9 protein-coding genes and 1 riboswitch are annotated in these 12,591 nt (G+C 41.0%); of the genes, 2 read left to right on the forward strand and 7 right to left on the reverse strand.

The genetic code is table 11. The features are described from left to right. Window positions 1-47: 47 nt before the first annotated feature. From WFH04_RS11360 to WFH04_RS11370, 3 genes are all read right to left on the reverse strand, one after another. Entirely contained in the window at window positions 48-662 is a 615-nt protein-coding gene (locus WFH04_RS11360; protein ID WP_336824171.1) for a class D sortase, read from the reverse strand. Between the two features lie 297 nt (window positions 663-959). Further along, window positions 960-1,274, reverse strand: a complete 315-nt coding sequence (locus tag WFH04_RS11365) for a DMT family transporter (RefSeq protein WP_336824172.1) — start codon at window positions 1,272-1,274, stop codon at window positions 960-962. Further along, window positions 1,274-1,615, reverse strand: a complete 342-nt coding sequence (locus WFH04_RS11370) for a DMT family transporter (RefSeq protein WP_336824173.1) — start codon at window positions 1,613-1,615, stop codon at window positions 1,274-1,276. Before WFH04_RS11370 ends, WFH04_RS11365 begins: the two co-directional genes overlap by 1 nt. A 65-nt stretch (window positions 1,616-1,680) precedes the next feature. Continuing rightward, a riboswitch (guanidine-I (ykkC/yxkD leader) is annotated at window positions 1,681-1,779 on the reverse strand. A 135-nt stretch (window positions 1,780-1,914) separates the two neighbouring features. Here WFH04_RS11370 and WFH04_RS11375 point away from each other — a divergent pair. Further along, entirely contained in the window at window positions 1,915-2,217 is a 303-nt protein-coding gene (locus WFH04_RS11375) for a hypothetical protein (protein WP_336824174.1), read from the forward strand. Window positions 2,218-2,557: 340 nt separating this feature from the next. Here WFH04_RS11375 and WFH04_RS11380 read toward each other — a convergent pair whose 3' ends face one another. From WFH04_RS11380 to WFH04_RS11395, 4 genes are all read right to left on the reverse strand, one after another. Further along, complete coding sequence (locus WFH04_RS11380) at window positions 2,558-5,677, reverse strand: hybrid sensor histidine kinase/response regulator (protein WP_336824175.1); 3,120 nt, start codon at window positions 5,675-5,677, stop codon at window positions 2,558-2,560. Window positions 5,678-5,866: 189 nt separating this feature from the next. Further along, window positions 5,867-7,675, reverse strand: a complete 1,809-nt coding sequence (locus WFH04_RS11385) for an ABC transporter substrate-binding protein (protein WP_336824176.1) — start codon at window positions 7,673-7,675, stop codon at window positions 5,867-5,869. A gap of 75 nt (window positions 7,676-7,750) precedes the next feature. After that, window positions 7,751-9,247: an ABC transporter permease gene (locus WFH04_RS11390; RefSeq protein ID WP_336824177.1), complete on the reverse strand. Its 1,497-nt coding sequence runs from the start codon at window positions 9,245-9,247 to the stop codon at window positions 7,751-7,753. 13 nt (window positions 9,248-9,260) lie between these two features. Beyond that, on the reverse strand, window positions 9,261-10,682 hold the full coding sequence (locus WFH04_RS11395) for an ABC transporter permease (RefSeq protein WP_408020188.1): 1,422 nt from the start codon (window positions 10,680-10,682) through the stop codon (window positions 9,261-9,263). 130 nt (window positions 10,683-10,812) lie between these two features. On the opposite strand from WFH04_RS11395, the gene WFH04_RS11400 reads away from it, so the two are divergent. Continuing rightward, window positions 10,813-12,555, forward strand: coding sequence for an ABC transporter ATP-binding protein (locus tag WFH04_RS11400; protein WP_336824178.1), 1,743 nt, complete (start codon window positions 10,813-10,815; stop codon window positions 12,553-12,555). The last annotated feature ends 36 nt before the right edge of the window (window positions 12,556-12,591 follow it).

Here is a 12,591-nt window from a genome sequence, read left to right on the forward strand (position 1 = left end):
CCGCTTTCTAAAATTCAAATTAAGGTTAGAAGCTATTAGGGTGGAAGTCACTTTACTTCTTCCCCCTCAATAAGTTGCGCTTGCACAATAAGTCGGTCTGGGGGATTGCGGGAGCCTAATGGGGTACAAGTGACAAGTGTAATCATGGGGTCTGTTTGGTCTTTTAGGACGGATATTTCGGATTGGTGTACAACATAAGTTTTTGTCACATTAAAGGTGTAAGTGTCATCGTATGTCTTAATTTGGATACGGTCACCCTCCTTTAACTCGCCAAGACGGTTAAATTGCTTACCCTTCGTTGTTGAGCGATGTCCAGCTATGCCAATATTTTGTTTACCAATCTCCTTTTCTGGTTCAATGATGCCAACACCTTTTAAGAGGTTTTCTTCGGTTGCCTGGTCAAATAGAGCAATTTGCAAATCAATTTTATCGATTTCCAAAATACCTTTTACACCATCCGCTAATTGGAGAGGGGCTATAACATCCTCTTCTTCCTGCAGTTTTTCTGACTCTGCAATTTCCCGCTCTTCCCACTCACCTAATTGTACAAAGGCATTCATCAACTCCTGTTGATCCGCATCAAATTTCTTTCTTTCGAATTGCGGATAAAAAAGAAGCAAAAATCCTGTCAACAGCAACAGAATTCCTATTATTTTTCTCATCTACCCTCCCCCCGAACATCCACCATCATAGTAAAATGCACTTACATAACACTTAACAACCTCTTACAAATCTCTTAACAATCCGACAGATATTTTGTTTATGAATAAAATAAGGCTTGTCTTGAAAGAAAGACGACTCATTAGATTGAAAACTTTCTCTATCTTTATTAGTAAGGGTCTTCCATTGACCCAGTAGTCCTAATACGTCAAGAAGCTGATCAGTATTGGCCTGATCAGCTTCTCTATATAGAGTATGCAATTCTATTGTCTGAATAGAGTGGTGCACAAGTATCGTTTCTAAGAAATTAACTTTAATCCAACAGCTGCTCCCAATATCATGCCTATAAAAAAGATTCTCTTCCAATCCTTCGGTTCATCATAAAAAAGGATGCCTAAAATCGCACCTCCCGACGCGCCAATACCCGTCCAAATTGCATATGCTGTTCCCATCGGTAATTGTTTCATGGCGTAAGACAAAAATAGAAAGCTAGCTCCGAACCCGATGATCATTAGCGCGACGGACTGCCAATTTTTATCTTTATGCAACTTATTAATCATTAACACACCAAACATTTCGAACAACCCTGCTATCATGAGAGAAACCCATGCCATTACGATTCATCCCCCTTTTCATTGCTTTCCCGATGAGACAGCTTCAATCCGATGACGCCTGCCAATAAAATTACGATCAAAATGACTTTTGCCATTTGCAATGGCTCATTAAAAAAGGCAATACCTGAAAAGACAGTCCCGACGGTGCCTAATCCGACAAACACTGCATAGACGGTACCTACTGGCAGCTTTTTCCCTGCCATAATCATTAAGGTGAAACTAATGATGATCGCAAGAACCGTTCCACTCCACTCCCAAAAGCCTTCAGCATGCTTTAGGCCAATGACCCAAAACACTTCAAATACTGCGGCAACAATTACTTGAATCCATGTTGCATTCATTTTAACGACCTCCTCATTTTTATCAAAATAAAAAAAGCCCGGGAGTAAACTGTATATAAAACAGTTTCTCCCAGGCTTTTATCCTTCCGTGGCACAGCAAAAGCTGTGAGTTTTCTCTCGGACCAGACTAACATCAATGTTACGGAACCCTAGAAAACATTCATCGTATGCAATTAACAGAGATTATACACAAAACCTACACGCAAATCAATTAATAGAACGAGAGCCCATTAAATTGAATCTTTTTCTCTTAATTTTTCGTACATATATTCAAACAATCGGAGAAAGGAAGGCATATTATGTTTTTCAATAAAAATAAAAATCCATATGAAAATGTACATCAACAAACTCATTATGAGGAAGAAGATACATATCCAGTCATCCTTCACTATACTCCTGTGGCGATTTATGTGTACGAAGATAAAGAAGACACCCATATCCAAGAATTCGATCATATAGAGCTTTGCGATCAAAATGATACTGTCCTAATCGGCACATTAGTTGTCACTTATGTTCGTTTGCTTCAAGAAGCGCTTAATAAATATAAAGTACATGAGATCGGATTGCCGGTCATTTTCGTTGAAATTTCTTATTTTGAATGACCATTAACGAAAAGAAAACCATCGAACGCTTGATAGATGGTGTAGTCCGGACGAGCCTAATCATGTCATTATCCAATCTTTGCGCTATTATACAATGGATGAAATTAGCCAACTTTGTACGGCAAGATTGCAAGTATTGTTGGCATTTTCCCATGCGGCATGATGGATTATGAATAGTAGGTTTATTTGCAGGCGTTCCGCTTTCCGAATGTCTGTCGTATCGCATTAAATTAAGGAGTGCAGATTTTCAATTCGTTTTGATACCTTACAACTGCAACGGGAGCTGATCACATGATGTAAACAGCTCCCTCGTTTTTTTATGCGCAAGCACCGAACAGATTCACACAGAAGAAATAGTATTTGGTACCGTAAAAGTAATTGACGTTCCCACCCCTTCCGTGCTGTGAATACTGAGTCCCTTACTATACAAACGCTGTAAACGCTGTTCAGTATTGATTAGACCAATTCTTTGGGTTCGATCCGGTTGAATCGTGAACAATTGTTTTACCTTTTCCTCATCCATACCGACACCATTGTCTAGTACAGACACTTCAATAGAATCTTCCTTATTACGAATTCGGATTGTAATTACTCCTCCTTCAATTCGCTTCAACACGCCATGATTAACGGCATTTTCTACTAAAACTTGTATGGATAGTGGTGGGATCATTCCATCGATGTCATCATCTACTTCCCAGTTTACATGCAATCTATCCCCGAATCGCTCTTTTTCAATATACAAATACGATTCAAGCAACTCAATTTCATGTGTAATCGGAATAAGCTGATCCAAGTTTTTTAGGTAGAAACTGCTCTGCAAATAATGCGCAAACTTTTCAATCAGCCGAGCCATCCTTGGTGTATCGGTTTCGCTTAATGATACAATTGCATTCAACGTGTTTAATAAAAAGTGAGGTCGAATTTGTGCTTGAAGCCACGCAGCTTCCATTCCTAATCGTTCATTAATAGATGCTTGAAGATTCGTTAATGCATGTACCCGCACATTTAATTCCAAAGCATCAACTGATTTTACAACGTAATCATTTGCTCCAGCTAAAAAACCTGTATAAATATCTTCCGTATGGCCGCGCGCTGTTAACAGCAAAATCGGTAAATCAGAGATAGAAAACTTATCCCTTATTGAACGGGTTAATTCATACCCAGACATGTTGGGCATCATAACATCTGAAATAATTAAATCCCATTTCTTCATTTTAAGTTGTTCCAATGCATCTTTTCCGTTCGTAACCGTTTCAACCTCGTACTGTGCATCAGAAAGAATATTTTTAAGCACTCTTAAATTTACAGGATCATCGTCGACTGCTAAAATTTTTGGTCGTTTTTTTGGCAGCGTATTTCTATCAATTGATTCAACCAATGTATGGACCGTACTGCTATTTATATGAAGAGGAAACTCACTCCTATCAATTGTTTGCGTTGTTACAGGTGCTATTTGTTTTTCAGATGCTCCTTCATCGATTGGCAATGTAAATGTAAATACCGAACCTTCTCCTAAGATTGAACGTGCTTGCAATGTTCCACCATGCAATTCTACTAATTGCTTACAAATGCTCAGCCCAAGACCGAAGCCGCCTCCAACTGCCGTAATGCTGGAATCTCCTTGCTCATATGGTTCGAATATAGTAAGGAGTGTTGTGTCATCCATTCCAATGCCTGTATCAGCAATTTGGATATAGACCATTCCGTTTTTCATTTCTGCGGAGACTGTAATGATGCCTTCATAGGTAAATTTCACAGCATTGTGAAGGAGATTAAATAGTATTTGGATGAGTCTGTTTTTATCCGCCGAAACATGTGGAATGTTAGGCGGGATATTCACTACCATTCGAATACTTTTATTTTCAACTAAAACTTTGAGCATATCGACTACTGCACCAGAAACAGCCTGTACATCCACGCTTTCCAATCGGAGTTGTATACGGTGTTCCTTCAAACGAGTAATATCTAATAAATCTCCCAAGGTTTGGGACATATGTCTACCAATTGTCAGTTGAAGAGCCAAATCATCCTTTGTTTTTTCATCCAACCGATCGGAACGATTTTGTAAGATGGACTGCGTAATATTGATAATGCCATGTAATGGATTACGAAGCTCATGGGATGTATTCGCTAAAAAATCGTCCTTTTGCTTCATCTCTTTTTGAAGTTGAATAGCAAGTTTTTCATTTGCGACATTCAAAGATAGTAATTGCTTGTTTTGCTGCTCGGTTTTTTGGGTTCTCTCAGCAAAGTCCTTGCTCATTAGGATGACATGCATGAAAACATACACAGCAACAGCTGGCAACATTAAATTTATTGACTGGTAAAAATTTTTCCCAACAGCAAAGTCATTAAAAAAAGCTAAAAATATGATCCCTATCCCAATCAAATTCACTTTTGCATCTCGATTATGGTTCCGAATGCTTTTGTAAATGACGAAAATTAAATAGAAGAATGTCGGCACCGCCAAATAAAAAACTTTGAAAAATAGTGCTTGGAAAAATACTGGTTGCGTAAACAATGTAGTGACAATGAGCGAAAGATGGATAGCGACTAGCACAGACACTACTTTCTTGGAAAACTCCTCTTTATGCCAGTACCATAATAGGATGATATAAAACATTGAACTTGCTTCTGTCAAAATATATTCCAGCCTCGTCCCCCAAAGCCAAGACATCTCTAAAAAAATCAGCTTATAGTAAAAGGGAACTGTAAAAAGAGCCCGTACAGAGATGAGCATACTAAATATCCCGAAAACGAGAAACACATGCTCTCTCCGACGAAACAAAGCAAAAAGCACCATAAATAGGCCAATGATAAAAATACACCCATTTATAAAGAGAGTTACGATGATATCCTTATTGAACTTGCGCGAAACTGCCGACGACTCGCCTAAATAAATCGAGTTCTCAAATCCCCCCCGAATATGATCAAAACTAGACAATTGCATCGTCAGCAGCAATTCATCTGATTGTGGAAAAAAGGTACCGATTTCCGGCGACATTTCAGCATCATGCGATAAAGAATTCTGGCCAACCTTTCCATTCTTAGCGATCTCACTCTGATCTACAAATAGAGTGTAGGCACTATATTGATATGGCACATGAATCGCTAATGCTTTGCCGATTAAATCCTTAGGAATCTTGATCGTTGCGCTATACGTTCCAAACGAATTAACATTCCCGGTTTGGGCTTGGAACGAATCCGGCAGCGAAACAATCTTTCCCTTTCCTTCATTCATTTTCTTTTTTACCTGACCAGGTGATAACAATTCCTTTTCAAAGAAATACCACTCTCCGTCTAAATCAGTATAGAAGACTTTCGAATGCAGTTGCTCACTGAAATCAAATCCCCCTAACTCATCAACCTTCTCTGCCGAGATCCGTAAGCCCGTCATGACCGTTAGTATATATAAAGCCGCTATACATGCGAATATGTATTGTTTATGCTTATTTCTCAACTGACACTCCCCTACGATAACCTTTCGATTATTCGATTTTATGCTGAACTAATTCTATCATAATAGTTTGAAACAAATAGATATGTATTTTTAGTGGTCACGAATGGAGATCAAGTATTTTTGAAAGTTTGGTGCCTAAAAAAACTGCACCCCATCGTTTCACAAACGAACGGGATGCAGTTCTTGATTTTATTCTGCTTGATATTCCGCTAAAAACTCTTTCACTTTTTCCGAATCCGCAATCAATTCGTTTCCTGTATCAACCAAAGGGCTTACCGTAGAATAAGCTTTCTTTTTGTTTCCTTGGTAGAAGTTCAAAAACTCATCTTGATTGATGGAGTAAAGCACTGCTTTGCGCAGATTTTCACTTTTCGCTACTTCGCGGTCAGATGCGTTAAATAGCAAATATGTGACGGCATTGCTATCGTTCTTTTGCAGGACTAACTTATCATCGTTTTCCACTAAATCATATTTTGTTTCTGGAACACCGTTGAAAAGATGAATTTCGCCGTTGCGCAAAGCCGATAGTGAGCTGTCGGCATCTTCAATGAAACGAACAGTTACCCTCATAATTTTCGGCTCGAATTCGCTGCCTGCGCGATATGCCGGATTTTTCACGAAGTCTGCTTGATAATCATTTTTCTTCACAAGAATGTACGGACCGCTTGCATAGAGATGATTGTCATACGTAGCACCTTCCGTCACCGTCCGTTGGTCTCCGTAAGGAATGTCTTGATCGACATTGAAATTTGCCACGTCATATGTGTTAATGCTTTCAACCTGCTTTTTCGATACGATGCCCGCAGATTGGTGTGCCAAATAATTCAGCACTTGCGGGAATGGTTCATTTGTCGTTACTTTAATGACTTGGTATTTCCCTGCATTGCTGTCAGCGGCAGTTTTATCTGCTACCAATTCCGTGATTTCAGTTTCAAGCCCTAACTCAAGAGCTTCTCGGATTGTTCCTTCACCGCCTGATTGCTTCGTATCCAATTCTGCTAAATCCGTAACAATTTCAATGTCCTTCATGCTTTCATGCAAACTGTAAGTCCGGTGATCCGGCACAGAATCTTTATCTTTCGCGCGGTTCAATGAAAAGACAACATCATCCGCCCCGACACGTTCACCAGTATCAACTGCTTTTCCACCTTCCACTTTCGCAAAGTTAATATCATCACGAAGAATGAAATAATAATCCGAATTTCCATCACCAATTGCATAGTTGTACGAAAGTGAACCGTCCGAAACGACTTGATCGTCATCCGTCAGGTTAACGAGGCGCACGTACATATTCGTATTCAATGTATTGATCGAGCCATCATTCCCTTTTATCGGGTCAAGTGAAGTCAATGAGCCGATCGCCTGTTGAGTAATCAATGCATCTGTATCGCGCTTCGATGCATCATGAAAATCAATCGTTTCCCATGCAATCGCACGTGATTTTGCGAGGCGGACCGTATCCGGGTTCAATACGTCTTTATTGACCCCTTGCGCTTTAAATGAAATATAGAGCGGCGCAATATACGCTTTCTCTCCTACAATTCGCTGTTCAAGCTGCTTATACGTTTCTTTATATTCATCAGGTGTTTCCGTACTTGCTTCCTCAATTAATGCATCTACTTCCGGATCGTTAATGTCGCTGTTGTCACCGTCCGATTTGAATAAAGAACGGACCGCATAATCCGGGTTCCCTGTCACAGTCGTCCAGCTGGACAAAGCAATGTCAAAATTGCCGGCATCCCGCTGAGATTTAAAGCTTCCATAATCAGGCTGAATATTTAATTTTACATCAAAGCCGTTTTTAATGAGTTGATCACGGACGATATTCATATCTTCCTCACCAGAGCTCATTCCCAATAGCTCAATTACAACTTTACCGCTGCCGCCACCCTTTTTATCTCCACTATCCGCTTCACCGGATACATCCGATTTTGTCTTTACGCAACCCGCCAATACAACAAATAGCGCAAGCAAAATTGTCAATAATCTTTTTGCCATGTTCCATTCTCCTTTTCCATCATCTAAGATGCATTTTTCGATTCACCCTCCAATGGATGAAATCTGCAAGTACTCTTAATCAAGTCGTGGATCCAACGCGTCTCTCAGCCCATCTCCTAAGAAGTTGAAGGAAAGGACTAACAAAATAATCGCGAGGCCCGGGAATATTGCCAAATACGAATGCGATTCTAAATACGTACTTCCTACCCGCAGTATATTCCCCCATTCAGGAATATGTGGCTCCACACCAAGCCCTAAATAACTAAGGCTGCTCGTCGCGATGACTGCACCGCCAATCGTCAATGTCGACTTGACAATCATGGGAGCTAACGAGTTCGGTACTACTTGCTTAAAAATAATTGATAAATCCGATGTGCCCAACGCTCGTGCCGAATCAACGAAATCATAATTCGATACCATTAACACATTCGCCCGCATTGTCCGCGCGTACGTCGGAATCGACCCAACGCTAAGCGCAATAATTAAGTTCACTGTATTTGCTCCGAACGCAGCGATAATCGCAATTGCAAGCAAAATTCCTGGAATCGCATAGAGCACATCTAACAGTCGCATGATCAAATTATCTGTCCGATTGCTGTAATAGCCTGCAATCCCACCAAGAAATCCACCGATAATCGCCGGAATGATTGTCGAAGCAAAACCAACGAGCAATGAAATTCTCGCTCCAAAGACGATTCGCGAAAACACATCACGCCCGAAATTGTCTGTGCCGAACGGATAAGCCAAGCTTGGCGTCTGCAAAATATTGCCGTAGTCATTTTCAACAGCAAAATCATAATCGAATGTGAATCGGCTCATCACAGAAATGGCCAGCATAAGGATGATGAAAAACATCCCTAAAATCGCCATCGAATTACGTGTGATTTTTTCCCACATACTATTCCATTTCATAATGCGTGAGCGGTCATTGCTTCTTGATTTCAACAATAAGCTCCATCCTAATAACAGAGCGAAAACATTGCCTGATAGCGCTGAAATGAGGACGATTGCCGCAATGATTCCGATCGATTTCGGAGCAGATTGTTCCGAAACCGACTTCGCCACGATGATTAAAACTGCCAAATAGAAAATAGCAATCACGAGCAAAATTGCCATTGCAACGACGAACGTGTCGGTCACGTACGGTTTAAAAATATTCATAGCCGAAATTGCAATTACAAATAGTTGTGTCAAAAACATATAAACAGCAAAAGTATATTCAGGCGTTTTTCGTTTATTGATTAAATTAAATGCAAATGCAGCCGCAAAAATATTGCCAACCGATAGACTGACGAACTGCACATATCCTAAACGACGAGTTCCTTTTCGGATTTCTCCATATCCGAGCAAATCCTTTCTCATACGCCACACTATGAACATTTGGAAAAGAGTCGTTGCGAAATATACGATAAACAAGGCAAATACAAATGTTTTTAATTCACCGGTTTTCCACGAGAAACTGTTCGCTAAGAAAATTAATGTAACGATCAACGAAATGATCCATGTGAAATTCGCTTGCGGGTATTCTTTTGATAAAACCAATGCATGTCGATTATTCAGCTTCTCTTCCATCTTTACACCTGCTTTACGATTGTTTCATCTTCGAACGGATACGCGGATCTAAAAAAGCATATAAAATATCGATCAACAAGTTGACGAGCGAAATCGTAATCGCAATATAGACAACGCCTCCCATAATGGCAGGAATGTCTGGTATGAATTGCTTATCTACGATGTAACTGCCGATTCCTTTAATATTGAACACCTTCTCTGTCACTGCTGCCCCGCCTAACATTCCGCCAAACAACAGACCGATAACTGTAATGACAGGAATCATCGCATTTCCAACCGCATGCTTCCATAGCATTTGGGTTTTTGTCAGTCCCTTCGCGCGAGCTGTAATCATATAGTCTTCGTGGATAATTTCCAGTAAAGACGACCTCATCATCCTCGCGATCGATGCCGTAAGCCCAGTTCCTAAAACGACAACCGGCATGATCATCGATAAGGCGTTCCCAGGACTATAGGTGGCAGGAAGCCAATTGTATTTAATCGAGAAATTCAAGATGAAAATGAGCCCTTGCCAAAAATTCGGAATCGACAAACCGATCAATGCGATGAACATGAACGTGTTATCCAAAAATGAATTCGGCCGTGTTGCTGACAAAATGCCAACTGGGATTGCGATTGCAATCGCCATTAATACCGAGAAAATCGCTATTGTAAACGTAATCGGAAATTTATTTGCAATGCTTGATGCAACATCTTCATTTCCAGCGAACGATGAACCGAGGTCAAACGTCGCAATACCTTTCATCGCATTCCACAATTGCTGCCAATATGGCAAATCCAGTCCGTGTATTCGGTTGAAAGTAGCAATTTGCTCCTCTGTCGCGGACTCGCCAAGAATATTGGATGCAGGGTCAAAAGGTGAAATATAAAGGATGGAAAAAACGAGAACTCCCACTCCAATAATGACAAATACGCTTTGGACGAGACGCTCCATAATATATTTCAAAAATGGATTGCTGATTAAAAACAGCAAGATATACATGAGGAACCCCGGTACAAGCGATGCAACAATAAATGCCGGTCGGCCAAGAAGCGATTGAAAATAATCAGCATACGTTCTTTTGCGAACCCCTTCTTGGGCGAATCTGTCATCCGTTCGCTGGACAACCTCTTGCTGCACTTTTTCATCTGCCAATCGTTCTGCCTGCCTCTGAATCTCTTCACGGCTTTTCTCCTCTTGGAAAAAGGCAGCTTTTCTCAGCAATTGATCCTCATACTCCGCAACATAAACTTCCTTGCGTCCTTCACGAACGATTTCCCGCTTGACTTCTGCCGTCATCGCTTTGTATGTATCGTCTTTTCGCTGCATAAAATAAAAGAGGTAGAGTAATAGATGTAGAGGCAATCCTGCCAAATAGATGAGCAACCGATACATTGTGCGGCCTCGCGTATCTTGAAACGTTCTTTGAAGCTTGGCACTGTCGCCAACTTTCATCTCTTATCCCTCCTTTTTCTATATTGTATAATTCCTATCGGTATACTATACTATATTCAAACATGATATTGTTGTCAATTTACAATTTTTTTAATAGAACTTATGAGCCTGAACGTAAGGAGGACTTACTATGTCTGACATTATATTGCGTGTAACAGATTTACATGTATCATTTGCAACACGAGAAGAAGATTTTAACGCAGTGCGTGGGGTAAGTTTTGAAGTGAAGAAAGGAGAAACACTTGGCATTGTAGGGGAATCAGGCAGCGGAAAAAGCGTAACGGCACGTTCCATCATGCGACTCCTCCCCTCACCTCCATCCTTTGTGAAAGGTGGCAAAATCGAGTTTCAAGGAGAAGATCTTTCACTAAAGACGGAAAAAGAAATGGAAGCCATTCGCGGTAAAGAAATCGGCATGATTTTTCAAGACCCGATGACTTCTCTGAACCCGACAATACGAATTGGAAAACAAATAGCGGAAAGTTTGTTGAAACATCGTGGTGTATCGAAGAGTGAGGCAAAAAAAGAAGCGATCGAACTACTGAAACTTGTTGGCATAAAAAATAGCGAACAGCGCTATAACCAGTATCCCCATGAATTTTCGGGCGGGATGCGCCAACGTGTCATGATCGCCATCGCCTTGGCGTGCAGGCCATCTCTCTTAATTGCGGATGAACCGACTACTGCACTTGACGTAACAATTCAAGCTCAAATATTAGACCTAATGAAGAAGATGCAACAACGTTTTGGCACTTCTATCATTTTAATTACACATGACTTAGGTGTCGTTGCGGGCATGTGCGACCGGGTCGCTGTCATGAAAGAAGGAGAAATAGTTGAATCGGGTAAAACGATCGATCTATTCGAAAATCCGCAACACCCATATACAAAAAGACTATTGAATGCATTGCCACGGCTTGATCAAAAGAAGAAGCCGAAACGTCCTCCGCATATTAAAGAAAGCGTAGATACGTCCATTCCGCTTCTTCAAGTCAATTCGTTAAAACAACATTTTGATAGCGGAAAAGGAGAGGTGATGAAAGCAGTCGATGATATAAGCTTCTTTATTCAGCCAGGTGAAACATTGGGACTCGTTGGCGAATCAGGATCAGGCAAATCAACGACAGGCCGTGCCATCTTGCGGCTCAATGAACCAACTGATGGAGATATCCTTTACCAAGGAATTGCGGTCAATCGGTTATCCAAAAATGAAATGAAAACGATGCGCCGCCATATGCAAATGATCTTTCAAGATCCGTATTCGTCTTTGAATCCGCGTTTCAAAGTGCTTGACATTATCGGGCAGGCGCTGGATATTCATAAGCTGAGCAAATCGAAAGAAGAACGGAAAAAAAGAGTGGAAGAAATGCTAAAAATGGTCGGACTGAAACCGGAGCATGCCATGCGATATCCCCATGAATTTTCAGGCGGCCAGCGCCAACGAATCGGTATCGCGCGTGCATTAGCTGTCGAACCAGACTTCATCGTCTGTGATGAACCTTTATCAGCACTCGACGTTTCCATTCAAACCCAAATCGTCGACCTATTGGAAGACCTCCAACATCGATTAGGGCTCACTTATTTATTCATCGCCCATGACTTGTCAATGGTGAAACATATAAGCGACAGGGTCGCCGTCATGTACGCCGGCAAAATCGTCGAACTCGCCGAAAGCGAAGAGCTATACAATAACCCATTGCACCCTTACACAAAATCCTTGCTCTCAGCTATTCCGATCCCCGATCCAAGAGTAGAGGCGAACAAGCAGCGACATACCCCGTATGAAGACAGCGGAAAGGAACGTTACAATTTGAATGGTGCACAATTGGTGGAAGTATCGGAAGGGCATTGGGTTGCGCAGATTGTAGAGTAAATGAATCGAAAAATCGGGAGAAGGAGCTTTCCTTCT

It is taken from the genome of Sporosarcina sp. USHLN248 (assembly GCF_037144575.1).
Taxonomy (GTDB): Bacteria; Bacillota; Bacilli; order Bacillales_A; family Planococcaceae; genus Sporosarcina; species Sporosarcina contaminans.

Excerpts from the sequence above, each read along its gene's own strand:
- WFH04_RS11400 (WP_336824178.1), top strand. The coding sequence starts at position 10,813 with ATGTCTGACATTATATTGCGTGTAACAGATTTACATGTATCATTTGCA.
- WFH04_RS11395 (WP_408020188.1), bottom strand. The coding sequence starts at position 10,682 with ATGAAAGTTGGCGACAGTGCCAAGCTTCAAAGAACGTTTCAAGATACG.
- WFH04_RS11360 (WP_336824171.1), bottom strand. The coding sequence starts at position 662 with ATGAGAAAAATAATAGGAATTCTGTTGCTGTTGACAGGATTTTTGCTT.
- WFH04_RS11375 (WP_336824174.1), top strand. The coding sequence starts at position 1,915 with ATGTTTTTCAATAAAAATAAAAATCCATATGAAAATGTACATCAACAA.
- WFH04_RS11390 (WP_336824177.1), bottom strand. The coding sequence starts at position 9,247 with ATGGAAGAGAAGCTGAATAATCGACATGCATTGGTTTTATCAAAAGAA.
- WFH04_RS11365 (WP_336824172.1), bottom strand. The coding sequence starts at position 1,274 with ATGGCATGGGTTTCTCTCATGATAGCAGGGTTGTTCGAAATGTTTGGT.
- WFH04_RS11385 (WP_336824176.1), bottom strand. The coding sequence starts at position 7,675 with ATGGCAAAAAGATTATTGACAATTTTGCTTGCGCTATTTGTTGTATTG.
- WFH04_RS11370 (WP_336824173.1), bottom strand. The coding sequence starts at position 1,615 with ATGAATGCAACATGGATTCAAGTAATTGTTGCCGCAGTATTTGAAGTG.